The 22,186-nt window shown below is 61.2% G+C and carries 23 protein-coding genes, 2 tRNA genes and 6 pseudogenes; 23 read left to right on the forward strand and 8 right to left on the reverse strand.

Annotation, left to right across the window (positions count from 1 at the left end; translation table 11 throughout):
• Positions 1-2 precede the first annotated feature (2 nt).
• The gene (locus ACFOJ9_RS14540) at positions 3-386 is read left to right on the forward strand and encodes a hypothetical protein (protein WP_378979490.1); all 384 of its coding nucleotides are present in this window, start codon (positions 3-5) and stop codon (positions 384-386) included.
• Between the two features lie 174 nt (positions 387-560).
• Here the strand turns inward: ACFOJ9_RS14540 and ACFOJ9_RS14545 are convergent.
• Positions 561-770: pseudogene (locus tag ACFOJ9_RS14545) on the reverse strand (copper oxidase); the annotation flags it as partial.
• A 211-nt stretch (positions 771-981) separates the two neighbouring features.
• On the opposite strand from ACFOJ9_RS14545, the gene ACFOJ9_RS14550 reads away from it, so the two are divergent.
• Positions 982-1,410 (forward strand): hypothetical protein, encoded by a 429-nt coding sequence (locus tag ACFOJ9_RS14550; RefSeq protein ID WP_378987778.1) that lies wholly within the window; start codon positions 982-984, stop codon positions 1,408-1,410.
• Between the two features lie 119 nt (positions 1,411-1,529).
• Here ACFOJ9_RS14550 and ACFOJ9_RS14555 read toward each other — a convergent pair.
• From ACFOJ9_RS14555 to ACFOJ9_RS14565, 3 genes and pseudogenes are all read right to left on the reverse strand, one after another.
• Positions 1,530-1,998, reverse strand: a pseudogene (locus ACFOJ9_RS14555) (YbhB/YbcL family Raf kinase inhibitor-like protein).
• 3 nt (positions 1,999-2,001) lie between these two features.
• A complete protein-coding gene (locus ACFOJ9_RS14560) occupies positions 2,002-2,253 on the reverse strand; it encodes a hypothetical protein (RefSeq protein ID WP_378979491.1) in 252 nt (83 codons plus the stop codon).
• Between the two features lie 100 nt (positions 2,254-2,353).
• Positions 2,354-4,346, reverse strand: a pseudogene (locus ACFOJ9_RS14565) (protein-L-isoaspartate(D-aspartate) O-methyltransferase).
• 281 nt (positions 4,347-4,627) lie between these two features.
• Between ACFOJ9_RS14565 and ACFOJ9_RS14570 the strand changes: the two are divergent.
• From ACFOJ9_RS14570 to ACFOJ9_RS14600, 7 genes and pseudogenes are all read left to right on the forward strand, one after another.
• A pseudogene (locus ACFOJ9_RS14570) lies at positions 4,628-4,981 on the forward strand (phosphoketolase family protein); the annotation flags it as partial.
• Positions 4,965-5,168, forward strand: a pseudogene (locus ACFOJ9_RS14575) (L,D-transpeptidase); the annotation flags it as partial. The pseudogenes ACFOJ9_RS14570 and ACFOJ9_RS14575, both read left to right, overlap by 17 nt.
• A 108-nt stretch (positions 5,169-5,276) precedes the next feature.
• Positions 5,277-6,452, forward strand: coding sequence for a type III polyketide synthase (locus ACFOJ9_RS14580; protein ID WP_378979492.1), 1,176 nt, complete (start codon positions 5,277-5,279; stop codon positions 6,450-6,452).
• Positions 6,449-7,174: a methyltransferase domain-containing protein gene (locus ACFOJ9_RS14585; RefSeq protein ID WP_378979493.1), complete on the forward strand. Its 726-nt coding sequence runs from the start codon at positions 6,449-6,451 to the stop codon at positions 7,172-7,174. Before ACFOJ9_RS14580 ends, ACFOJ9_RS14585 begins: the two co-directional genes overlap by 4 nt.
• Entirely contained in the window at positions 7,171-8,421 is a 1,251-nt protein-coding gene (locus ACFOJ9_RS14590) for an NAD(P)/FAD-dependent oxidoreductase (protein WP_378979494.1), read from the forward strand. Before ACFOJ9_RS14585 ends, ACFOJ9_RS14590 begins: the two co-directional genes overlap by 4 nt.
• A 47-nt stretch (positions 8,422-8,468) precedes the next feature.
• A pseudogene (locus ACFOJ9_RS14595) lies at positions 8,469-8,603 on the forward strand (IS481 family transposase); the annotation flags it as partial.
• A gap of 133 nt (positions 8,604-8,736) precedes the next feature.
• A tRNA-Gly gene (locus ACFOJ9_RS14600) sits at positions 8,737-8,810 on the forward strand.
• A gap of 206 nt (positions 8,811-9,016) precedes the next feature.
• Here ACFOJ9_RS14600 and ACFOJ9_RS14605 read toward each other — a convergent pair.
• A protein-coding gene (locus tag ACFOJ9_RS14605) for an IS5 family transposase (protein WP_378979099.1) occupies positions 9,017-9,768 on the reverse strand; the annotation gives its coding sequence in 2 pieces (ribosomal slippage) (positions 9,017-9,438 and positions 9,438-9,768; 753 coding nt in all).
• A gap of 148 nt (positions 9,769-9,916) precedes the next feature.
• Between ACFOJ9_RS14605 and ACFOJ9_RS14610 the strand changes: the two genes are divergently transcribed.
• From ACFOJ9_RS14610 to ACFOJ9_RS14620, 3 genes are all read left to right on the forward strand, one after another.
• Positions 9,917-10,878 (forward strand): IS630 family transposase gene (locus ACFOJ9_RS14610; RefSeq protein ID WP_378979495.1). Its coding sequence is split into 2 segments (ribosomal slippage): positions 9,917-10,255 and positions 10,258-10,878, totalling 960 coding nucleotides; the frame shifts between segments, so codons are not numbered across the junction.
• 67 nt (positions 10,879-10,945) lie between these two features.
• Complete coding sequence (locus tag ACFOJ9_RS14615; protein ID WP_378979496.1) at positions 10,946-11,434, forward strand: SRPBCC family protein; 489 nt, start codon at positions 10,946-10,948, stop codon at positions 11,432-11,434.
• 48 nt (positions 11,435-11,482) lie between these two features.
• Positions 11,483-11,896: an MAPEG family protein gene (locus ACFOJ9_RS14620; protein WP_378979497.1), complete on the forward strand. Its 414-nt coding sequence runs from the start codon at positions 11,483-11,485 to the stop codon at positions 11,894-11,896.
• A 126-nt stretch (positions 11,897-12,022) separates the two neighbouring features.
• Here ACFOJ9_RS14620 and ACFOJ9_RS14625 read toward each other — a convergent pair whose 3' ends face one another.
• Complete coding sequence (locus ACFOJ9_RS14625; RefSeq protein WP_378979498.1) at positions 12,023-12,487, reverse strand: YidB family protein; 465 nt, start codon at positions 12,485-12,487, stop codon at positions 12,023-12,025.
• Positions 12,488-12,617: 130 nt separating this feature from the next.
• On the opposite strand from ACFOJ9_RS14625, the gene ACFOJ9_RS14630 reads away from it, so the two are divergent.
• A complete protein-coding gene (locus ACFOJ9_RS14630; protein ID WP_378979499.1) occupies positions 12,618-12,875 on the forward strand; it encodes a GlsB/YeaQ/YmgE family stress response membrane protein in 258 nt (85 codons plus the stop codon).
• An 81-nt stretch (positions 12,876-12,956) separates the two neighbouring features.
• Here the strand turns inward: ACFOJ9_RS14630 and ACFOJ9_RS14635 are convergent, their stop codons facing one another.
• Both ACFOJ9_RS14635 and ACFOJ9_RS14640 read right to left on the reverse strand, forming a co-directional pair.
• Positions 12,957-13,094, reverse strand: coding sequence for a hypothetical protein (locus ACFOJ9_RS14635; RefSeq protein ID WP_378979500.1), 138 nt, complete (start codon positions 13,092-13,094; stop codon positions 12,957-12,959).
• Between the two features lie 123 nt (positions 13,095-13,217).
• Positions 13,218-14,105, reverse strand: coding sequence for a DMT family transporter (locus tag ACFOJ9_RS14640; RefSeq protein WP_378979501.1), 888 nt, complete (start codon positions 14,103-14,105; stop codon positions 13,218-13,220).
• 293 nt (positions 14,106-14,398) lie between these two features.
• On the opposite strand from ACFOJ9_RS14640, the gene tuf reads away from it, so the two are divergent.
• The 10 genes from tuf to rplL all read left to right on the forward strand — a co-directional run bounded on the left by tuf (position 14,399) and on the right by rplL (position 22,016).
• A complete protein-coding gene (gene tuf / locus ACFOJ9_RS14645; RefSeq protein WP_095090666.1) occupies positions 14,399-15,574 on the forward strand; it encodes an elongation factor Tu in 1,176 nt (391 codons plus the stop codon).
• A 163-nt stretch (positions 15,575-15,737) separates the two neighbouring features.
• A complete protein-coding gene (locus tag ACFOJ9_RS14650) occupies positions 15,738-17,384 on the forward strand; it encodes a COG3904 family protein (protein WP_378979502.1) in 1,647 nt (548 codons plus the stop codon).
• Between the two features lie 103 nt (positions 17,385-17,487).
• The gene (locus tag ACFOJ9_RS14655; protein WP_378979503.1) at positions 17,488-17,973 is read left to right on the forward strand and encodes a group II truncated hemoglobin; all 486 of its coding nucleotides are present in this window, start codon (positions 17,488-17,490) and stop codon (positions 17,971-17,973) included.
• A gap of 190 nt (positions 17,974-18,163) precedes the next feature.
• Positions 18,164-18,239: transfer RNA gene (locus ACFOJ9_RS14660), tRNA-Trp, on the forward strand.
• A 364-nt stretch (positions 18,240-18,603) separates the two neighbouring features.
• A complete protein-coding gene (gene secE, locus ACFOJ9_RS14665) occupies positions 18,604-18,807 on the forward strand; it encodes a preprotein translocase subunit SecE (RefSeq protein WP_378979504.1) in 204 nt (67 codons plus the stop codon).
• A gap of 27 nt (positions 18,808-18,834) precedes the next feature.
• Complete coding sequence (gene nusG / locus ACFOJ9_RS14670; protein ID WP_013531409.1) at positions 18,835-19,362, forward strand: transcription termination/antitermination protein NusG; 528 nt, start codon at positions 18,835-18,837, stop codon at positions 19,360-19,362.
• Between the two features lie 178 nt (positions 19,363-19,540).
• A complete protein-coding gene (gene rplK, locus ACFOJ9_RS14675) occupies positions 19,541-19,969 on the forward strand; it encodes a 50S ribosomal protein L11 (RefSeq protein WP_056590915.1) in 429 nt (142 codons plus the stop codon).
• Between the two features lie 4 nt (positions 19,970-19,973).
• The gene (rplA, locus tag ACFOJ9_RS14680) at positions 19,974-20,672 is read left to right on the forward strand and encodes a 50S ribosomal protein L1 (RefSeq protein WP_109672641.1); all 699 of its coding nucleotides are present in this window, start codon (positions 19,974-19,976) and stop codon (positions 20,670-20,672) included.
• Between the two features lie 393 nt (positions 20,673-21,065).
• Positions 21,066-21,584, forward strand: coding sequence for a 50S ribosomal protein L10 (gene rplJ, locus ACFOJ9_RS14685; RefSeq protein ID WP_013531412.1), 519 nt, complete (start codon positions 21,066-21,068; stop codon positions 21,582-21,584).
• 54 nt (positions 21,585-21,638) lie between these two features.
• A complete protein-coding gene (gene rplL / locus ACFOJ9_RS14690; RefSeq protein ID WP_126069215.1) occupies positions 21,639-22,016 on the forward strand; it encodes a 50S ribosomal protein L7/L12 in 378 nt (125 codons plus the stop codon).
• The last annotated feature ends 170 nt before the right edge of the window (positions 22,017-22,186 follow it).

Consider the following 22,186-nt stretch of genomic DNA (forward strand, 5'->3'; position numbering starts at 1 on the left):
AGATGGGCAATGTCGGTACCGCCAGGGAGTTTCTGGCGTCGGAGCTTGGAAGTGCGCGATACGGCGATATCGTCTCGGTCAAAGCGGCGATAGAAGCCGCTCGCAGGGACGCGCCTCATTTGCAGGATACGGATGACGAGTTGACTGAGACGATCGTCAACCTGGCAAGGGAACTGGGACTAGCCGTCCTTTTTGAATCCCGCGACAAGGCTTGCGGGACTATCCAAATGGACATTCCCGACAACGCCAAGGAGTCGACGCCAATTCATTGCAGCAATTGCGGTGCTTTTCTCGGCGAATGGGGCGAACTCCAGGATGACTTCTACCGCCAGGCTCGCGGCACCGACGCATTCGACCTGCGCGACGGAAACATTATCAAGAAGTAGGGTGCAACAACGCAACCTCCGGACGACACCGCAAATTTGCAAGAGTTGGCACGTGCGGGACCTTAGGTTGGATGGTATCTGCCGCCTCGGCTAAGGGAATTCGCCGCCGATTCAGCCTCAATGACGTCGATGATGACCATCAGACCGCCGCCACCTTTTTCCTCGACATTGTTGTTCGTGGTGTGATGCGGGATGTGGCTCCTTGTCGGCAAGCACATAAAGCAGCAGCCCCAACGGACCCATATAGAGTCACCAGGATGAAACCCATTTCATCACCACCGGTTCGGGATTGTTGCGGTATTGGTCAAAGCCGACATAGAGCGTCGAGGCAGCTGCAAGAGCGAACCAGACGGCAAGGGAATAGTCGATTGGCTGGATGAACATGGATGCATCCCGATCGCGGATCAGCGGCTTGTCACAAGCGGTCCTCGTCGATGAACGCAGCCCGCATGTTTATGATCCCGCCGGCCGATTCCGGTCGTGTCGAATTCTCCGGCTTGCCGCTCTTGCCGAAGCATTGCCGCGCGATAATTCCCTTGAAGGCGTGGGCGCTTCTGAAGGCGTGGGCGCTTCGCCGTCTCAACAGGAGCTGGCCATGAAACATCAAACACTCGACCAACTGCATGCCGTCGCCAAGATTGAATCCTCGGCTGCATATTCAGCAATGACACGAAATCAGCGCATCGAGCGTTGGGCTGAACTGCTCGATCGTAATCCCGAGCGATGCCTTGGCGCTTTTACAGGCACCGAACATCTGCACCCTGAAGCACGTGCAACGATACGTGGCGAGGGGTCGGCAATTTCGGTTGCCTTCGAAGACCCGGTGCTGCGCGCGTCGGGTTTGAAAGACGACACATATGGTGAAGCAAAGCGCTTCTTCGAGCTGAACGACTGGCAACTGCACGACATCGTCTGCGATTGCCACGTCGGCTCAACCATGAAAGCGCGCTGGGCTGCCACACGGGTCCGCTCAGCTGTCAGCGGCAGGTTCTTTGCGTGGTTGCGGCAAAGGATAATGCGCTGACCGTAGGTGGGGATCGTCGTCGCCTGGCTGCAGCGGCATACGGTCCCCTGCCTTGCCCGAAATCCGCTCCGCTCATGAAGATATGGGCGAGGCGATTGGATCGTTGAGCGGCGTCCAAATTATCGATTGCGTTCGTATGTTCCAACGAGTTCGGCTTGCTCAAGCGCATGTTTTCGCGCTTCCTGCCAGATGCGCTGGACGCCCGCACTCGCAGGGATGGCAAGGTTCGGCGTGTCGAGCGCGGCCAGCCGGAAATGGTAGTGATGGACGCCGTGCCCGACTGGCGGTTCAGGGCCGTCGTAATAGGCGTTGCCGAAATCATTCGTCGCCTGCCTGATGGCCTGCGGGCCCGGCTTGCCGCTTTCCGCCTCGGGAAGCTCCTGGGTGTCCGGAGAGATATTGAATACTGCCCAATGGCCGAACGTTCCGCTCGGCGCATCGGGATCCTGGACGACGAGAACGAGGCTCTTCGTCTTGTCCGGCGCCTGACCATTTCAGCGGCGGCGACACGTTCTTGCCGTCTCGGGTGTATTTTTCGGGAATTTCACCGCCTTCGGCAAAGGCGGCACTGCTGAGCGTGAGGGGCATGATTCACTCCTTCGGGGTCGGTTGATCGCAACGATGCAACACGGCATGCAATTTGTTGGTCCGCACCTTCTGTCTCGGATTGATCCCGCCGCTGGCGGTCGTGTCGTTTTCGACGTCACCTTCAACCGTGTTCTCGCCTTCAAGTTCGAGTTCGTCGCCTTCCTTGATGGTTCCCTTGGAGGTGCCGATACCGGGGTTGTTCGCCAGGTCGGCATCGCTCGGTTTTTTCCACTTTGGATGTTTGGTTCCGGTCATGAGAAAACTCCTTAAAAGGGGATTTCAGTTTCAAAACCGCAAGCCGGATGAATTGTTCCGGTTCCACTTCTCTTCTTCACGGGCTCGCCGTGCGTGTCGGTTAGAGTCCGAACGGATAAGTGTCGGGAACACCTGCTCTGGCAGGCTCCGGCCCAAGCGGCGTCACCGCGGTGGTTTTGTCGAACCACACGAATGCGTCGAACTGCTGGGGCAGGGAAGCGTCCGCATAGTGGCTTCGCAGCTCGGTTTCCGGCCGGTAGATCACGCCGATAAAGCGCTCCAGCCTGCGTTCCAGCAGGCGCTCGCGCAGCGCCTTTTCGCGCCCGAGGTCGAGCAGAAAGCGCGGTACACGACAATCGTGGCAAAGCCGCTCGTAGCTGTCGGCGTGGGAGGCGCGCACCTGCTTCACCTCCATTTCGCCATCCCAATCGCTGGCGGCGGCCACAGTGCCGGAATGCGTACCCATACCGATCAGCGCTGCCTCATCGCCGAAACGCTGCCGGCAGAGCTGACCGATGTTCAGTTCGTCCCTGACGACGCCCATCTCGGTATAGCGGGCATCGCCGATGTGGGAATTGTGCGCCCACACGACTGCCTTGGCATTGGGACCGCCTGGCATCCAGCAGATGCTCCAGGGTCTCGAACATATGCGTGTCGCGCAGGTTCCAGGACTCCGCGCCGCCATAGTACATGATCCGGTAGTAATGTTCGGCGGAGGCAATCAGCCGGGCATTCTGGCTGGCGTCGAGGAAGTCCACACCGTCGCGTGGTGCATAATCGAGTTGTTTGGCGAGCAGGTCCCGGCATTGCTCAAGCACCGCTTTCTCGCATTTCTGATAGCCGGCGGTGAGCACCGCACGACCGTAGGTGGATGGTTCGTTTTGCCAAGGGGTCAGGCAGCCATAACGCTCGCGTGCGATCTTTGCCGCCTGCGGATCGACCCGGTCGAGATAGTCGAGAACAGCGGCGATGGACCCGCTCATGTTGTAGATGTCGAGGCCGTAGAACCCTGCTTGCCCCGATGGCTCAAGCTTCTCATTGTGACGGCGCATCCACTCGGTGAAGGCCGCAAAATCGGCGTTGCGCCACATCCATGTCGGAAACCGCTGGAACGGCGCGATGGCGCCGGCTCGCGGCTGACGATGGCGAACGTAGCGGTCGATCGCGGCGGCATCGGGCCAATCCGCCTCGACCGCAACGATGGTGAAACCGTGCCGTTCGACGAGCCTGCGGGTGATCGCCGCGCGCGCCTTGTAAAACTCCGACGTGCCATGGCTTGCCTCACCAAGCAGAACGACCCGCCGGTCGGCGAACCGATCGAACAATTCGCCGAAGGCCGGGTTATCGAAATCCGGAAGCGGTTCAGCCGCCATCGCGATCATCTCAGGCAGGCTGAGCGGATGCGGATGTCGAAGGGGACGATCGACCTCGGCCGGCGTGCCGTTTTCGGGCCAGCCCTGCTCGCCGATGAGCGGGACGAACCGCACGCCGCCGAAATCCTCTTCGCTGTAGGTTGCGGCGCCTGTTCGAGTGATTTTGAGCAGGCGTTGCAAATCCGGATCATTGCCGACCGGAATGACAAGTATGCCGCCGACATCGAGTTGTTCCTGAAGGGCTAGCGGCGCACCGGGCCCGCTGGCCGTCACCACGATGGCATCGAAGGGCGCCGCTTGCGGCCAACCCCTGGTGCCGTCGCCGGTCCGGACCTCGATGTTTTGATAGCCGAGTTTTTCAAACCGCCGCTTCGCGGTCTCAGCCAAACCGGGATGACGCTCGATCGTGTACACCTGTTCGACCATCCTGCTCATCACGGCGGCCGCATAGCCCGAGCCGGTGCCAATTTCGAGCACGTGGTCACCAGGTTTGACATCCGCCATCTCGATCATGAGCGCGACGATGTAAGGTTGCGATATCGTCTGACCGTCAGCGATGGGCAGCGGTCCGTCTTCATAAGCGAATTCTTCGAAGCCAGGATCGACGAAAGCTTCGCGCGGAACTTCGCGCATTGCCTGCAGAATCTCACGGTCGTGGATGCCTCGCCGGCTGACATGGACATTGACCATTCGATCGCGGGCACGGGAAAGACCGAGCATTTTCTGGCTCCTTTGGCGGCTCTTGTCCGTAATTCCTCAATGATGTGTTTGGGCGACAGCCGACCACTGCCTTGAGCGGCTCGCCGGTTCAGTCTCTAACCGCCGAAGAACCTCAAAGTTCCTCCTCTGTCGCCAAACAGGCTCGCAAACCCTGACGGATTGCCGATGGTTTCTATTTGTCATGGGATTGACGTGGGTTTGAAGCGCGATCGCCAATTTGGGCTTGCTCGGAGGTGAAGCCGCTCCAGTTACCTTCAGCGAACCGATGCTGGAGACTGTCGATGAATGACAAGACGCCGACGCAGGCGATCGGCCGCGAACGGATCAATCTCATGGACCGCTATTGGCGGGCCGCGAACTACATCTCGGTCGGCCAGATTTATCTGCTCGACAATCCGCTGTTGCGCGAACCCTTGAAGGCGGAGCACGTCAAGCCGCGGCTGCTCGGCCATTGGGGCACGACACCGAGCCTAAATTTTCTCTATCTGCATCTGAATCGCGTTATCCGCGAACGCGACCTCGATGTCCTGTTTATCTGCGGCCCAGGCCATGGCGGCCCCGCAATGGTCGCCAATACCTGGCTCGAGGGCACCTACAGCGAGATCTATCCGGATATCGGGCAGGGCGAAGACGGACCTTTCCATCGAAAGCTATGGCATTCATGGCACGCCGGAACCCGGCAAGATCGGCACGACGTTCTCGCACGGCTGTATCCGGCTGACCAACTGGGATGCCGAAGACCTCGCCTCTGTGGTGCAGAAGGGCACGAAAATTAACTTTAAGGACGAGATGGCGGATGTCGGCGACGAGCGGTCTCAGTAGCCCGAAAGCGGCGCCTGGGACGGCGCTGTCGTTGGAGGGGCATGGCGGACAACCTCGAATCCGGTAGGCCGCCTATGCCTGGGACGAAACTCGTTTTCGGAAACGTTGGTGAAGCAGGCAATGCTCAAAACCGGCGCCTCAACATTGGTGCCCATTGAGCAAAGACCCTTTGTGGCAGCAGCGCGACGCAGCGCACTACGCCCAGTGAGACCGGAAATGTCTGCTGACGCCTACATCAACCGGATCGCGACAGTGGTTCCGGAACATGAGGTTCATCAATTCTATCTGCGGTTCGCGGCTTCCATGCTTGCTGCCAACCGCCGGAGGATCTTCGAACGCATGGCCGGCCTTGCCGGCATCGAGAGCCGCTATTCCTGCTTTGCGCCCGCCCTCGACCCGGAGGGAGCATATGTCGACCGTGCCGGAACCTTTGTCCGCGGTGCATTCCCCGGAACGGCCGCGAGAATGGCGATGTTTTGCGAAGCCGCCCCTGTACTTGCAAAAAAAGGCGTCGACGGATTGCAGCTTGGCAACGAAGCGTCGCGCATCACCCATCTCATCGTCACCACCTGCACCGGGTTTTCCGCGCCAGGCATCGACTTGGACCTGGTTCGGAGCTGCGGCCTGTCGGACAGCGTCGAGCGCACCATGATCGGGTTCATGGGCTGCTACGCTGCGGTCAACGCCCTCAAGCTGGCCCGTCACATCGTTCGCTCCGACCCGCAATCGAGAGTCCTGCTGGTCAATATCGAACTCTGCACGTTGCATCTCAGGGAAACCACCGAACTGGAAAAGCTGCTGTCCTTCTGCCTCTGGGGCGACGGCTGCGCGGCCGCACTCGTCACCGCCGAGCCGTCCGGCATCAAGCTCGACAGCTTCCACTGCGCTGTCGCGGACGAGCGGCGGGACCTGATGAGGTGGGACATTCGCGACCATGGCTTCGACATGGTTCTTTCTGGCCAGGTCCCTGCGGCGATCCACGACGCGTTGCTGAGTAACCAGCATGCCTTCCTCGGCGGCCGGCCAACCGAAGCGATCGATCTCTGGGCGGTGCACCCCGGCGGGCGCTCGATTCTCGACGCTGTTGAAAGGGCGCTGAACCTTGCTCCCGCCGCGCTCAAGCCGTCGCGCGAGGTGCTGCGCCGATACGGAAACATGTCGTCGGCGACGGTCATGTTCGCGATGCAAGAGATGCTGAAGGCGCCGCCGGGCCTGCTCGGCTGCGGCATGTCGTTCGGACCCGGACTGACAGCCGAAACCATGCTTTTTCGAACAGTATCATGAGCGAACTGAACCAACGTCGCCTTGTCCCGGAAATCCTTGACGGATTGGCGATCGACGATCTGCGGGCGCTCGCCTCGCGCCGCGATCTCCGCCGCATCAATGCGCTGATGTTCCAGGCGCGGATCATGGCGTCGTTGCTGCGGAAATTCGCGCCGAAGCCGCCACGGCGCATTCTGGAGATAGGCGCGGGCGACGGCACCTTCATGCTTGCTGTGGCGCGGCGCATGGCCAGATATTGGCCTCGGGTGGAGCTGACAATGCTCGATCGCGTCGGTCTCCTCACAGCTGAGCTCTCCGCTGATTTCGGCAGGCTGGGGTGGACCGTCGAAGGCATCACCGGAGACGTGTTCGACTGGGCAGAAGGCGCTGGCGGCCGGCGGTTCGACGCGATCACCGTCAATCTGTTCCTGCATCATTTTGACGACGCCAGGCTGGTGCGTCTGTTTTCCCTACTGGCGCCGAAGGCTCCGCTGCTCCTTGCGACGGAACCGCTGAGATCGATGCCGGCGCTGGCCGCGGCCCATCTTCTGCCGGCGATCGGCGTCAATGACGTGACACGACATGATGCGGCCCAGAGCGTGCGTGCCGGCTTTCGCGGCAGCGAACTGTCCGGTCTCTGGCTCGCGGCCGGCCGCAAGCCGCTCGAGGAACGACGCGCCGGTCCTTTCTCCCATGTTTTTGTCGGCGCCAGCGACAATGCCGGTTTTGAGTTGAACCCGTGAGGAGCCTATCGACCCATGATGCGATCGTCATCGGCGCTGGCCCGGCGGGCGCTTCTGCCGCACTGACACTAGCCCGACATGGATGGTCCGTAGCGATCGTGGAAAAGAGCGCGTTCCCGCGCCGCAAGGTCTGTGGCGAATACATCTCAGCCAGCAATCTCGCCCTTCTCGACCGACTGGAGATCGGCGATGCCTGGCGCCTTGATGCTGGCCCCGAAATCCGCTGCGTAGGCTTCTTTTCCGGCGAGACCCGCGTCGAGGCGCCGATGCCGGACGCAAAATATGGTCCTCCTGCAAAAGACGGCTTCGGCCGGGCGCTGGGCCGTGACGTTCTCGACGCTCTGCTCTTGCAGGCGGCCCGATCGGCGGGCGCCGAAATCTTCCAGCCTTGCCGGGCCGTCGTCATCGATCGGGATGGGGACATGCAAAGGGTGCGCATTCAGTCGAGGGACGAGAATTCGGGCGACGAGACAACGACCTTGCGGGCGCCGGTGATTGTCGCAGCGCACGGTTCCTGGGAACCGGGACCGCTGCCAAGCCAGCTCGAAAAGACCAGCCGCCGGTGGGACCTGCTTGGTTTCAAGGCGCATTTCACCGGGTCGTCGCTCGCGCCCGATCTGATGCCGCTGCTGGCGTTTCCCGGCGGCTATGGCGGCATGGTCCTGGCCGATCGTGGCCGGCTGTCGATCTCGTGCTGCATAAGGCGCGACATGCTCGCGCGACTGCGCAGGAATTGTGGCTCTGGACATGATGGCGCCGAGAGGGGTTGCCCTGTGTCGGCCGCTGACGCGGTCTTCCATCATCTCATGGCTTCTTGCCGGGGCGTGAGCGATGCTCTGGATGGAGCCCGCCTCGACGGGCGGTGGCTTGCAGCCGGCCCGATCCGTCCTGGCATCCGCGCCTGCTATGAAAAGGATATCTTCCGTGTCGGCAATGCCGCCGGGGAGTCTCATCCGATCATCGCCGAAGGCATCTCGATGGCGCTTCAGTCCGGTTGGCTGCTAGCCAGGGAACTTGCTGGCGCGCCGAGTGGCAGGGCAGGGCGCGAAGCTGCCGGCAGACGCTATCAAGCGGCCTGGCGAGGATTGTTTTCGACGCGGGTCTACGCAGCTGCAGCCATCGCCCGAATGGCCCTCGGCCCCGGCGGCCCCGCATTTATGGCGGTGGCTGTCAGGAATTTCCCGCAAGCCCTGACATTTGGCGCGCATATGAGCGGCAAGACGAGGCCGGTCCCCGGTCTTACATGACCGGCGCCACAGCGCTTCGCCACCGCCCACAGCATTGCCTGAAGCGGGCCTACAACTTCGCGCGCGGGTTCAAGGCCTTAAAAGGCCTCATACCCTATGAATTCATCTACAAAATCTGGACAAAAGAGCCTAAACGGTTCCGACTTGATCCCAACCATCAAATGCCGGGACTAAACACCTAGCACTTGTTCGACGGGCTGTTCGGGGCGAGGTGACCTTTCCTCGGAACCCGCGCGACTGACGAAGCTATCTCGGCCAGGTCGCGGGAGGCTCCTTGACCTTCGAGACATCGTCGAATAGCTAAGGCTCGCGTGTGCGGGTATAGCTCAGTGGTAGAGCAGCAGCCTTCCAAGCTGAATATGCGGGTTCGATTCCCGCTACCCGCTCCAGATAGTCATCTGATCTTTTTTCCAAATTTCTCTTAATGCCGATTTTGCCGGGGCACTGATGTCATAGCCGTGTCGGTGCGCTTGGCGTCACTGCGCTGTGATTCCAGCGACCCGGCAGCGCCTCGCGACTTCGGCAAGCAACGCATCTACCGGGTCGATCCGGAAGGCCTCGCAAGCCTACGCGCTGAACTAAGGCTTGTTGAGATTCAGCGTGAGTTTATGACGGCGGCTGCGAGATTGATGAAGGCAGCGAAGCTCTGATCGGTTTTATCGGCTCGCATGGCGATACGCTTGAATTCCTTGAGTTTGCAGAAGAAGTTCTCGATCAGGTGGCGCCATTTGTAGAGTTCCTTGTCGAGTGGCAGGGGAAAAGTACGACGTGAGTGCTGTGAGATAACGATCCTGGCGCCGCGCTCATTCAGGTCGGCAATGATGCTGTTGCTGTCGAACGCTTTGTCGGCAATCAAGCCACCAAAACAGACGCCATCGATGAGCGGTGCGACGCCCACCGTATCGAACCGCTGGCCGGGCAAAAGAACAAAGCGCACAAGATTGCCAAGCGCATCAGTGAGCGCCAGAATTTTGGTGGTCATGCCGCCCTTGGAGCGGCCTATGGCCTGGCTTTGAGTCCCCCTTTTGCGCCCTGTCCATGGCGGTGGACCTTGACGATGGTAGCATCAACCATGGCGTACTCCATGTCCGGCTGGTCCGAACAAGCCTCGAAAAGCCGAATGAAAACATCGGCTTTGACCCAATCGCGGTAGCGTTTGAAAACGGTGTTCCAGCTCCCGAAGAAGGCTGGAAGGTCGCGCCACGGACTTCCTGTCCGCACGATCCAAAGCAAGGCTTCGATGAAGCGGCGATTGTCACCCCCACTTCGTCCGGGATCGGTTGGTTTGCCCAGGCAATGCGGTTCCATCTTCGCCCATTGGGCGTCCGTCAGCACAAATCGTTCCATCCAAAGCTTGAATCACAATCCAAGCTCAGGGGGAATCCTGAATCTCAACAAGCCTTAGAGCGGAATGAATTGAGGCTGAATCGGATGGGATTCCCTAAGGCTTGCAAATCTGATTCAACATGCTGGCTGGACAAGGAGGCCGGCATGGATGGGCAAGCCTTATTCGATGGATCTTCGCGAACGGGTTGTAGCGTCAGTTGAGCAGGAGGGGCTGTCGCGGCGGCAGACAGCAGTGCGCTTTGGGGTTGGGATCAGCACCGTCATCAGATGGGTAAGCCGCTTGCGCGAGACGAGCAGTCTTGCGCCCGGCAAGATGGGTGGGCACAGACCGAAGAACATTGCCGGAGAGCATCGGGAGTGGCTGTTGCTGCGCTGCCGGGCCGCTGATTTCACGTTGCGCGGACTGGTGGCCGAACTGGCTGAGCGCGGCCTGAAGGTTGATTACCGCTCGGTATGGGAGTTCGTCCACGCCGAGAAGCTCAGTCACAAAAAAAGACGCTGATCGCGGCCGAGCAGGATCGCCCAGATGTGGCGCGCCGGCGGGCACAGTGGGCAAAATATCAGGATCGTATCGATCCTTCCCGCCTGGTGTTCATCGACGAGACATGGACCAAAACCAACATGGCTCCACTCAGGGGATGGGCGCCGCGCGGCGAGAGGATCAAAGCCAAGGTGCCGCACGGCCATTGGAAGACCATGACCTTCCTGGCGGCGCTGCGCCACGACCGTGTCGAAGCACCATGGCTGATCGACGGACCGATCAACGGCGAGCGCTTCCAGCTCTATGTCGATGAGGTTCTTGTCCCAACCCTCAAGTCCGGCGACATCGTCATCATGGACAATCTCGGCTCGCACAAGGGCAAGGCCGTGCGCCGCACCATTCGATCAGCCGGCGCCAGGCTGTTCTTGCTGCCGAAATACTCGCCCGACCTCAACCCCATCGAGAAGCTCTTCGCCAAGCTCAAGCACTGGCTGCGCAAGGCTGCCAAGCGAACAGTCGAAACTGTCTGTGACGCCATCGGCCAAATCCTCGGCACCGTCACTTCAACCGAATGCCGAAATTACTTCACTGAGGCCGGATATGCCCAACCTAAATTCATCCCGCTCTAGACCGATTCTGGGACAAGACTCTCGCGGCCTACAAGGTGGCCGTCGAACAATCGTCGAAGGAGCAGAAATGAGCACGCATCAAGTTCCCACGCTTGTGAGACACTCCGTCGTCGTCGAGGCTCCGATCGCAAAGGCCTTCAAGGTCTTCACCGAGGACTTCGGCAGTTTCAAACCCCGAGAGCACAACATACTCGCAGTGCCGATCGCCGACACGGTCTTCGAGCCTCGAGTCGGCGGTCACATCTATGACCGAGGCGTCGACGGCAGCGAGTGCCGGTGGGCCCGGGTTCTGGCCTACGAGCCGCCCAACAGACTGCTTCTAAGCTGGGACATCAGCCCTCAATGGCAGATTGAAACCGATCCGGACAAGACCAGCGAGTGGGAAGTCAACTTCACGGCGGAGACGGATAGCCGGACCCGGGTCGAGATCGTGCACCGGAATCTCGAACGGCATGGCGAAGGCTGGGAAGGTGTGCGCGATAGCGTCGGTAGCGATCAGGGCTGGCCACTTTACCTGCGGCGGTTCCACGACCTTTTCTCTCATCAGGCGACCTGACGGCCGTCTGACAACCACAAGGATTCATCCGAAGAATCGGAGGGAAGAATGCAAGCCTACTGGCTCAGTATCGTCGGAGTGCTCGCGCTTTGCCTTTTGTCAGTCCTGCTGGCGATCTACTCGGGCTCGTCAAAGGGCCGTGTCGGAGTGCTTTCAGGTCCAGTACTCCCGGCAGACGACGACAACCTGCTCTACAGGATCGACCGCGTGCACATGAATTCGGTCGAGGCGCTGGCGCCTTTCGTCGTCCCTGCTTTGCTGGCGATGATGGTTGGCGTGGGGCCCGCCACACTGGCAGCAATCGTTTGGCTGCATCTGGCGATCCGGCTGGCTCACCTGGGAGTCTACATTCGTGGCGGCAACGCTGCCAAGGGAGGTAGTGTCAGGACGATCCTCTACGTCTCGGGGGCCGTCGTCACGGTTGTCCTGGTCATTGTGACGGGCTGGGCGGCCATCCAATGACCAGCCGCACAACGAGCTTGCAATCAAGAGCTGCATGCATCCGCACATGAGGCGGCGGAAACGACAGACCGAACGCCGCGCGGCAGCGCGCGCAGCGCCCTTTGGACAAGAACAGCCCGCGCCGCGCTAGCTGTTGAACGCGGATGCGACCTGGTGCTGCTGCGGCACCTGGCCGTTCGGCGTCAGCTTGTCGACGATGCCGGGCAAGGCAGTGGACAGTTGCTTGAGCAGTTCCTGCTCGTCCATTCCGGTCCGTTGCGCGATCTCGCGAATGATCTGGGGGCCGATCGCAGTGCCGAGATCATTGGCGTTGATCGACTGGTTTTGCCCGGTGCCGACCCAGGAGTCCGCGGCATTGCCATGGCCGGCATTTCTGAGCTTGTCGAGCAGGCCGCCCAATCCGCCAACCGGGCCGCCATCGGCGGACGTGGTTTCCGTCGGAGCTGGGCCGGTCGGAGCAGGAGCGGGAGACTGCTCGGGCTCTTCGGCATTTCTGCCGCTCAGCAATTTTCCGACCAGCAATGCGCCGAGTGCGATCATCAGTGGTTTGGTGATGTTGCCGCCGGGAACGGCATTGTCAAAAAGTCCCATAGTGGATCCTCCATAACGACCAAGCCCGACCCCTCCTCACAATGGAGCATTCGGGCGGAATTTCAAGTTGGCTTGAGGTTTTGACAATCCTATGAAAATGTCCGGCTGGCGGGGGGATGGAGAGGAAAAAATGGGTATCATCAGCTGGATCATTCTCGGCGTGGTCGCCGGCTTCATCGGCAGCAAGATCGTCAACAAGACCGGCCAGGGCATGATCATGGATATCGTGCTCGGAATCGTCGGCGCCATTGTCGGCGGCCTGATCTTCAGCGCCCTCGGCGCGTCAGGCGTCACCGGCCTCAACATCTACAGCCTGATCGTCGCGGTGGTTGGCGCGGTGGTCGTCCTGTGGGCCTACCATCAGTTCAGCGCAAGGCGGACGCTTTAGGCGCTAGCCGGATCGTCTGAGGTTTCGAATTTCTGCAGAGGCAAGACCGGCTTAGGGCCGGCATACCCAGCAGCGGCTCGCCTATGGCATCAACACTGCGTCGGCGGCGGCGAAAAAGATCAGCGTGCCCGCGATGAACACCGCCCAGCCGACAAGCGACTTGCGGATGGCGGCCTTGTGCTCGGCACCGGAGTTCTTGTTCTGGTCAAAATCCGTCATGGGGAACTCCCTTGGCTGATTGATCATGCCGTCGTCGATGGACGGGTCTTCGCCGATTAGACGATCTTTTTCGGCTCGGCAACAGCGCGTAGAAACGTGCGTAAGCGCCCGCCTGACAATGGGCTATGCGACGACGGCCAGCCGGCGCTGACGCTGATCCAGCGAGACGATGGTCAGCCCGCTGCCGGCAACCAGCAGGATGCCGCAGACCGCCAGCGCGTTGGGGAATTGCCCGAACACCAGCAGACCTGAAATGACCGCCCAGACGGTGAAGCTATAGTAGAACGGTGCCACGGCGCTGGTCGGTCCGACGCGATAGGCCATGAAGATGAAGAAATGGCCGAAGATCAGGAAAAATCCGGCGCCGGCCATCAGCAGCAGGTGGTGCGTCCCGGGCATGACCCAGCGCTCGGAAACCAGATGCCCGGCACCGGCGCCGATCAGCACCACCACGATGGCGGAAATCGCCACGATCATCCCCGGCACCTCGGCCGCGACCCGTCTGCCGGCAAGGTCGCGCGCCGCCGCAAATGCGGCGTTGCCGAGCGCCAGCAGGGCGTAGACCGAAATGCCTTGCATGGTCGGCTGCGCCACCATCAGTGCGCCGATGAAGCCGAGCCCGATCAGCGCCATGCGCTGGCCGCCGATCCGTTCGCCAAACAGGATCGAGGAGCCGACCAGCATCAAGAGCGGCGTGATCTGTCCGAGTGCGGTGGAATCGGCGATCTGCATGTTGGCGAGCGCGACGACATAACAAAGGATCGCCGCCAGCTCGAGCAGGTTCCTGCGCAGCACTTGGCCGTCGAAGATCAGCGGGATCTGCTTGCCGTAGCCCAGTGCGAACAGCAGCGGGAAGCCCCAGAGCGCTGCCGCGGCACCCCGCAGAAACAGCACTTCGTAGGACGGCAGGCCTGCCGTCGCGAGTTTCATCATCGTGTCGTTGACGAGATACGACCCCGTCGAAACGATCATGAACAGCGGGCCGCGGATGGAGGCAGGGATGAAATGCATTCGGTCACAAGATCAGACCCCCGTTACGACGGCAATGGGCCATGGCCTGGCCTTGAATCAGACAGGACGGGCAGGCAAGCCAGCGCTGTCGTGGCCTCGATCGGTCGGCCCGCTACCCATTTCATTTCGTCTCCAGCCTTCCTACATCAGCGTCACATCCCCGCAATCGGATCGATGGTTCGGACTGGGTGAGGCGGCACCCGGCCAAAAGATGCTTGTGTTTTTTGGCCTTTGTCGCTAATCGCCCCGCATTCGACTGAACTGAAGGTCCAGGCCGTCCAAGGAAAGAGACTATGGCAAAAGGTAAATTCGAGCGTAACAAGCCTCACGTGAACATCGGCACGATTGGCCACGTCGACCATGGCAAGACGTCGCTGACGGCGGCGATCACCAAGTATTTTGGCGAATACAAGCGCTACGACCAGATCGACGCTGCCCCTGAAGAGAAGGCGCGCGGCATCACGATCTCGACGGCGCATGTCGAATACGAGACGGCTGCCCGCCACTACGCTCACGTCGACTGCCCCGGCCACGCCGACTATGTGAAGAACATGATCACCGGTGCCGCGCAGATGGACGGCGCGATCCTGGTCGTGTCGGCTGCCGACGGCCCGATGCCGCAGACCCGCGAGCACATCCTGCTTGCCCGTCAGGTCGGCGTGCCGTCGATCGTGGTGTTCCTCAACAAGGTCGACCAGGTCGACGACGCCGAGCTGCTCGAACTGGTCGAGCTCGAGGTGCGCGAGCTTCTGACCAAGAACGAATTCCCCGGCGACGACATTCCGATCGTCAAGGGTTCGGCGCTGGCTGCCCTGGAAGACAGCGACAAGAAGATCGGTGAAGACGCGATCCGTGAGCTGATGGCTGCGGTCGATGCCTACATCCCGACGCCGGTTCGTCCGCTCGACAAGCCGTTCCTGATGCCGATCGAAGACGTGTTCTCGATCTCGGGCCGCGGCACGGTCGTGACCGGTCGCGTCGAGCGCGGCGTGGTCAAGGTCGGCGAGGAGCTGGAGATCATCGGCATCCGTCCGACGACCAAGACGACCTGCACGGGCGTCGAGATGTTCCGCAAGCTGCTCGATCAGGGCCAGGCTGGCGACAACATCGGCGCGCTGCTGCGCGGCGTTGACCGTGAAGGTGTCGAGCGCGGCCAGGTTCTGGCCAAGCCCGGCACGGTGAAGCCGCACAAGAAGTTCGTGGCCGAAGCCTACATCCTGACCAAGGACGAAGGTGGCCGTCACACGCCGTTCTTCACCAACTACCGTCCGCAGTTCTACTTCCGCACGACCGACGTGACCGGCATCGTGTCGCTGCCGGAAGGCACCGAGATGGTGATGCCGGGCGACAACATCACGGTCGATGTCGAGCTGATCGTGCCGATCGCCATGGAAGAGAAGCTGCGCTTCGCCATCCGTGAAGGCGGCCGCACCGTCGGTGCCGGCATCGTCGTCACCATCAAAGAGTAATCGACACCGGCCTGTGCCGGTCAGGTTCGAAACGGAAAGGGCGGTCCTTGGGGCCGTCCTTTTCTTTTGCCCCAGAGATCGGCGCCACCTGTTGTCGCCCGGACCCTGTTGCAAGCCTTTGGACCTCGTCTAGTATAGGTTGCATCGAGGGGCTTTTTTCCAGATGGTTCCAGGGCGCCTTCACCATTGTCGGGCATTGTGGTCGCTGCGGCTGATCTGCCTGCTGGCGTTGCTTGTCACGGGACGTGCCTTTGCGGCGGATACGGCCCCGGATCTCGGCCCGACGATGCAGTTTGGTATTGTCCGCAGCAATACACCGGGGTGCGAGCCGATCTGCCCGGAGTGGATCTCGGCAGAAGGCTCGATAGAAGCCGGAACGCCGGCTCTGTTCAAACGCATGCTGAAGGCGCTTGGCGGGCGAAAGCTGCCGATCGTCGTCAATTCTCCCGGCGGCAATGTTGACGCAGCGTTGGCGCTTGGCCGGCTGATCCGCAAGAACAAGCTCGATATCGCCATTGGCAAGACGGTGTTCTCCGGTTGCCAGCCCGAAGCGAAGGGTTGCCAGGACCGTAGCAAGAATGGCGCCCGCTACTCAGGCGATGTCATTGACTATGGCGCCATGTGCAATTCCGCCTGTCCGTTGATGTTTGCCGGCGGCGTCCGACGTGTAGCGGGCGAATGGGCCTATCTCGGCGTCCATCAGATCACCACGACCTACATCCGCACGAAATTGCAATACCGGACGACCTACCGCATCGTGGGCGGCAAGAAGAAGGTCCTCAACACAAAGATCGTCAGCCGCAAGAAGGCCGGCAGCTACAAGACCTACGAGATGAGCAAGTCGGTGGAGAAAAAGCTGGCGGCCTATCTCAACCAGATGGGCATCGAACAAAGCGTGCTCGAAACGATGAAGGGCACCCCGGCCACCGACATCCACCAGATCGCCCTCGACGACATGCTGGCGATGAAGTTGGTCACCAGTGCGGACGCTGTAGACCTGTTGACCGCCGCAAGCCTGTGCAGGCCGGACCGGTTGGCCGCGAATTGCCTCGAAATACCGGGGAACAAGCCAGCCGATGGCCTGACAGCTTCAGCCAAACCCACCCCGCTACCGGTGGAGCCCGAGGGCGTGCAGCGCGATGAAGACATGCGCTTTGTCGTGGTTCGCGGCAGCAACCCGCTCTGCAATCCCGACTGCCCGGAATGGATTTCGGCGCAAGGCGTGATCACACCTCGGACCCCGCAGAAGCTGCGGCAGTTGCTCGCCATGCTCGGCAACCGGCAACTGCCGGTCGTGATCAGCTCAACGGGAGGCGACCTGTTCAGCGCTCTGGCGGCCGGACGGCTTATCCATGAAAAGAAGCTCGACGTCGCTGTTGGCCGCACCGATTTCGTCGGCTGTGACCCGGGAGCGTGGAGTTGCCTGGCCAAAGAGGGCGCCTATGCCGGGCTGAGCACCGATGCGGGCGTGGAGTGCGATTCGGCCTGCGCGCTGATGCTTGCCGGTGGCGTCAGGCGGCTTGTCGGTCCCCGGGCGCAGCTTAGCCTGTACCCGATGGGGCAAAAGCAGATGGTCAAGGCCTATCTCGAGGAGATGGCGATCGATCCCGCTCTGTTCGCAGCCACCGAGCGGCGCTCGGTCGAGCGCCAGCTGGAACCCGACATGATGCTGAAGGTCGGGCTGACGACGAGCCTGCAATCGGTCGACGCGCTGACCGGTGCCACCATCTGCGAGGCGGTGCCGAGACCCGAGAATTGCCGGATCCGGCCTTCCGCCAATGCCGAGGCCGACGCGCCCGCCAAATTGTAGAGCGCGGCGACGTCGGAAACTGGCCATCGAGGCAGGTTGAGACACTCTCGATTTTTCCGCTATCGTCACTGCTGGCGGCGCCGGGGCTGGCGGAGGATCGAGAATGAGCCAGGATATCCCGACACTCTACGAATGGGCCGGCGGCAGCGAGGCCTTGAACCGGCTGACCCAGACTTTCTATGACAAGGTGGCGCAGGACCCGATCGTCGGGCCGGTATTCAAGACCATGTCGCCGGATCATCCCGCCCATGTCGCGGCCTTCATCGGCGAGGTTTTCGGCGGACCAAAAACCTACAGCGACCAATTTGGCGGCCACCGCGAGATGGTCATGCACCATCTGGGCAAGCATCTCACCGAGGAGCAGCGCCGCCGCTGGATCAGCCTCCTCGCCGATGCCGCCGACGCGGTCGGCCTGCCTGACGATCCGGAATTCCGTTCGGCCTTCATGGGCTATGTCGAATGGGGATCGCGGCTGGCCAAGATGAACTCCAATCTCGGCGAGACCTGCGATCCCGAGACGGAACCGATGCCGGCCTGGGGCTGGGGCGTGCCGGGCGGCCCCTATCGGTCACCGGATAAGAAGCCATGACGGCGCGGAGCCGGGCGCAAGCATCCGGAATAGTGCCCACAGGCGGGAACTCGAGATCGGCCGCGACGGGCTGGTCGTCAGCTATCCCGATTTCTGGCGCAGGGGTTAAGGCGCGTTTGCTTGCAAACCACTCTTTACAGAGCGCGCGGAAGCTTTTAGGAAGCCCCTGCTGCGCCGACATGCGCACGATACGGGCATAGCTCAGTTGGTAGAGCGGCGGTCTCCAAAACCGCAGGTCGTAGGTTCGAGCCCTGCTGCCCGTGCCATTTCCCGAAATGGCGTTTCAAAACGATATTTCTACGGTCTGCCCTTTGAAAATCGGCGACCCGCTTGCCATATTAGCGCTCTTGGGGCATAAGGGCGCCATAGCCGGGACGGAACGACTGGATGGTTCCGAGGCGGCGTTTGGTCATAAAGCGGACACTTGCCACTTGCGTGGATCAAGAATCGGTTTTATGTAGACGAAACAGACACGCGACGCGTGGAGCTGGGAAGCCGGCTTTACGCGTCTGATTTGCATGGGCGAAATGATTGCGCTGATTCGGCGCGAGATTGGGCTCAGGCGGCACGTCCCGGCCAGCGGGATCATCCAGGAGACCCGGCCAACGGGTCTTGAAGACAGAGCGGCATATGGCTTCGAAAACCACAAATCCTTTCGTCTTTATCCAGCAGGTCCGCGCGGAGACCGCCAAGGTGACTTGGCCGTCGCGACGCGAAACGATGATCTCGACGGTCATGGTCCTGGCTTTCGCTGTGATCGCGATGATCTTTTTCTTCACCGCCGATCAGCTCATGGGCCTCGCGGTCGAGCAGATTCTGGGCATCGGACGCTGAGTCCGGCGATTACGGAGAAGTCTTGAAATGACCGCGCGCTGGTACATCGTCCACGCCTATTCGAACTTTGAAAAGAAGGTCGCCGAGGATATCGAGAACAAGGCCAAGCAGAAGGGTCTGTCCGCCGATATCCACCAGATCGTGGTGCCGACCGAGAAGGTCGTCGAAGTTCGTCGCGGCCGCAAGGTCGATGCCGAGCGCAAGTTCTTCCCGGGCTATGTGCTCCTGAAGGCCAACCTGACCGACGCCGTGTTTTCGCTGGTCAAGAACACGCCGAAGGTCACCGGCTTCCTGGGTGACTCCAAGCCGGTGCCGATCACCGAGGCGGAAGCGCAGCGCATCCTGAACCAGGTGCAGGAAGGCGTCGAGCGGCCAAAGCCCTCGGTCACGTTCGAGATCGGCGAGGCGATCCGCGTTTCGGATGGTCCCTTCGCGTCGTTCAACGGTTTCGTCCAGGAAGTGGACGAGGAGCGGGCGCGGCTCAAGGTGGAAGTTTCGATCTTCGGGCGCGCCGTGCCTGTCGATCTGGAATTCGGACAGGTCGAAAAGGGCTGATCCGAAATCCCTGTCGCCGGTTTGGCGGTCAGGGGAGGCGGCGCAAGAAAACGTGCGGCCTTGAGAACGGTGGGAGACGAGTGCGGCTTTAGCCGGCCGCATGGATCGCACCACCAGACTGCAACCGCCGGGGTTTCCCAGACAGTGGGGGCCGGCATAGACAAAGGCAGGAAAAGAGATGGCTAAGAAAATTGCAGGCCAGCTCAAGCTCCAGGTGAAAGCGGGATCGGCCACGCCGTCTCCCCCGATCGGCCCGGCGCTTGGTCAGCGTGGCATCAACATCATGGAATTCTGCAAGGCGTTCAACGCGCAGACCCAGGAAATGGAAAAGGGATCGCCGGTTCCGGTCGTCATCACCTACTATCAGGACAAGTCCTTCACCTTCGTCATGAAGACGGCACCGGTGAGCTACTTCCTGAAGAAGGCGGCTAACCTGACGTCTGGTTCCAAGGAGCCGGGCAAGGTCAAGGCCGGTACGGTTTCGCGTGAAAAGGTCCGCGAGATCGCGACCGCGAAGATGAAGGATCTGAACGCAAACGACGTCGAAGCGGCCATGCGCATGGTCGAGGGCTCCGCCCGCTCGATGGGTCTGGAAGTGGTGGGCTAAGATCATGGCAAAGATTGCAAAGCGTGTATCGAAGACCCGTGAAGGCATCGATCCCAACAAGGCTTATGCCCTGGGTGATGCGCTGAAGCTGCTCAAGGACCGTTCCTCGGTGAAGTTCGACGAGACCATCGAAGTCGCCATGAACCTCGGCGTCGACCCGCGCCATGCCGACCAAATGGTCCGCGGCGTGGTCAACCTGCCGAACGGCACCGGCCGCTCGGTGCGCGTCGCTGTGTTTGCGCGCGGCGACAAGGCTGACGAAGCTCGCGCCGCCGGCGCCGACATCGTTGGTGCCGAGGATCTGGTCGACATCGTCCAGAAGGGCACGATCGATTTCGATCGCTGCATCGCCACGCCGGACATGATGCCGCTGGTCGGCCGTCTCGGCAAAGTGCTCGGCCCGCGCGGCATGATGCCGAACCCGAAGGTCGGCACCGTCACCACCGACGTTGCCGCCGCCGTCAAGGCATCCAAGGGCGGCGCCGTCGAGTTCCGCGTCGAGAAGGCTGGCATCGTTCACGCCGGCGTCGGCAAGGTCTCGTTCGAGGTCAAGGCTCTGGAAGAGAACATCCGTGCCTTCGCCGACGCCGTGACCAAGGCAAAGCCGGCTGGCGCCAAGGGCAACTACGTCAAGAAGGTGTCGGTCACCTCGACGATGGGCCCGGGCCTCAAGCTCGACGTCGCGACGCTCACCGCGTCCTGATACGAACATTTGGATCGGCCGCTAAAGGGCTGATCCGCAAGTGAATTCCGGGCCTCCGACTTGTCGGCGGCCCGGTGCCGGAAGCCGAGAGGTTTCCGGACATCCTGTCCGAGATTGCAGGCGGCCCAGAAGCCTTAATTCGATTTGGGCCTGCATGAGACGGGTGAAGACCGGACAACGGAGCGATTGCTCCAATGAAAGGTTCGAACCGTGTTTGCCTTTTGTCTGCGCATCGCCGGCTTGACTGTCGATGTGGCGAAAGGGGGCAGGATCCTCGAGCGTCGTTCGGGAGATCCGTTACTGGATGGCCCGGCCGACAAAAGGCAACCCGACGCCTGTCCTCGTGAATGGGATGTTCCCGTTAACAGGATTGGGGTCAACTGGAGATAGGCAGTGGACAGAGCGGAAAAACGCGAACTCGTCACGGGCCTGAACGGTGCGTTCTCGAACGCAGGTTCAGTGGTCGTGGCCCACTACGCCGGTATCACCGTCGCGCAAATGAACGACCTTCGGTCGAAAATGCGCGCCGCCGGTGGCACCGTCAAAGTCGCGAAGAACCGTCTCGCCAAAATCGCTCTTCAGGGCACGGACTCCGCATCGATCATCGAGCTGTTCAAGGGACAGACGCTGATTGCTTATTCGGAGGATCCGATTGCGGCGCCGAAGGTCGCGTCCGATTTCGCCAAGGGAAATGACAAGCTCGTCATTCTCGGTGGCGCAATGGGCACCACCTCGCTCAACGCCGACGGTGTGAAGGCACTCGCCACACTTCCGTCGCTCGATGAGCTGCGCGCCAGGCTGGTTGGCATGATCGCCACGCCGGCAACCCGGATCGCCCAGATCGTCAATGCGCCAGCGGCCTCGGTCGCGCGCGTCATCGGCGCTTACGCCCGGAAGGACGAGGCGGCATGAGGCCGTTCCTCGCTATCACAAACACACGTTCGAACCTGATGAAGGAATACAACAATGGCTGATCTCGCAAAGATCGTAGACGACCTTTCGAAGCTGACCGTCCTCGAGGCGGCCGAGCTGTCGAAGCTTCTGGAAGAAAAGTGGGGCGTTTCCGCCGCTGCTCCGGTGGCGGTTGCCGCTGCTGGCGGCGCTGCGGCCGCTGCTGCTCCGGCCGAGGAAAAGACGGAATTCGACGTCGTCCTCACCGAGGCAGGCGCTCAGAAGATCAACGTCATCAAGGAAGTCCGCGCCATCACCGGTCTTGGCCTCAAGGAAGCCAAGGATCTGGTCGAAGCGGCTCCGAAGCCGGTCAAGGAAGCCGTTTCCAAGGCCGACGCTGACAAGTTCAAGGCCCAGCTGGAAGCAGCCGGCGCCAAGGTCGAACTGAAGTAAGCGTATAAACGGCGGGCGGCCTCGCGCCGCCCGCCACTCCCTTCGCTGTAAGGGAGGAGGCGTAGCGCGAGACGTACGAGAACCTCTTTCCTGAGGGCCGAAAACCGGCCTTCAGGAAACGGGTTTTCTCCCGTTCTAGCCGGCCGCCGACAGGCGCCGGGAAAACAGAC

The organism is Mesorhizobium cantuariense (assembly GCF_042647205.1).
In the GTDB taxonomy this organism is placed as follows: Bacteria; Pseudomonadota; Alphaproteobacteria; order Rhizobiales; family Rhizobiaceae; genus Mesorhizobium; species Mesorhizobium cantuariense.

Bases quoted from the DNA above. Each gene is read 5' to 3' on its own strand.
- ACFOJ9_RS14560 (WP_378979491.1), bottom strand. From the start codon at position 2,253: ATGACCGGAACCAAACATCCAAAGTGGAAAAAACCGAGCGATGCCGAC.
- ACFOJ9_RS14625 (WP_378979498.1), bottom strand. From the start codon at position 12,487: ATGGGACTTTTTGACAATGCCGTTCCCGGCGGCAACATCACCAAACCA.
- ACFOJ9_RS14620 (WP_378979497.1), top strand. From the start codon at position 11,483: ATGCAAGCCTACTGGCTCAGTATCGTCGGAGTGCTCGCGCTTTGCCTT.
- secE (WP_378979504.1), top strand. From the start codon at position 18,604: ATGGCTTCGAAAACCACAAATCCTTTCGTCTTTATCCAGCAGGTCCGC.
- ACFOJ9_RS14585 (WP_378979493.1), top strand. From the start codon at position 6,449: ATGAGCGAACTGAACCAACGTCGCCTTGTCCCGGAAATCCTTGACGGA.
- ACFOJ9_RS14640 (WP_378979501.1), bottom strand. From the start codon at position 14,105: ATGCATTTCATCCCTGCCTCCATCCGCGGCCCGCTGTTCATGATCGTT.
- rplK (WP_056590915.1), top strand. From the start codon at position 19,541: ATGGCTAAGAAAATTGCAGGCCAGCTCAAGCTCCAGGTGAAAGCGGGA.
- ACFOJ9_RS14655 (WP_378979503.1), top strand. From the start codon at position 17,488: ATGAGCCAGGATATCCCGACACTCTACGAATGGGCCGGCGGCAGCGAG.
- rplL (WP_126069215.1), top strand. From the start codon at position 21,639: ATGGCTGATCTCGCAAAGATCGTAGACGACCTTTCGAAGCTGACCGTC.
- ACFOJ9_RS14650 (WP_378979502.1), top strand. From the start codon at position 15,738: ATGGTTCCAGGGCGCCTTCACCATTGTCGGGCATTGTGGTCGCTGCGG.
- tuf (WP_095090666.1), top strand. From the start codon at position 14,399: ATGGCAAAAGGTAAATTCGAGCGTAACAAGCCTCACGTGAACATCGGC.
- ACFOJ9_RS14615 (WP_378979496.1), top strand. From the start codon at position 10,946: ATGAGCACGCATCAAGTTCCCACGCTTGTGAGACACTCCGTCGTCGTC.
- nusG (WP_013531409.1), top strand. From the start codon at position 18,835: ATGACCGCGCGCTGGTACATCGTCCACGCCTATTCGAACTTTGAAAAG.
- rplA (WP_109672641.1), top strand. From the start codon at position 19,974: ATGGCAAAGATTGCAAAGCGTGTATCGAAGACCCGTGAAGGCATCGAT.
- ACFOJ9_RS14550 (WP_378987778.1), top strand. From the start codon at position 982: ATGAAACATCAAACACTCGACCAACTGCATGCCGTCGCCAAGATTGAA.
- ACFOJ9_RS14540 (WP_378979490.1), top strand. From the start codon at position 3: ATGGGCAATGTCGGTACCGCCAGGGAGTTTCTGGCGTCGGAGCTTGGA.
- ACFOJ9_RS14635 (WP_378979500.1), bottom strand. From the start codon at position 13,094: ATGACGGATTTTGACCAGAACAAGAACTCCGGTGCCGAGCACAAGGCC.
- ACFOJ9_RS14630 (WP_378979499.1), top strand. From the start codon at position 12,618: ATGGGTATCATCAGCTGGATCATTCTCGGCGTGGTCGCCGGCTTCATC.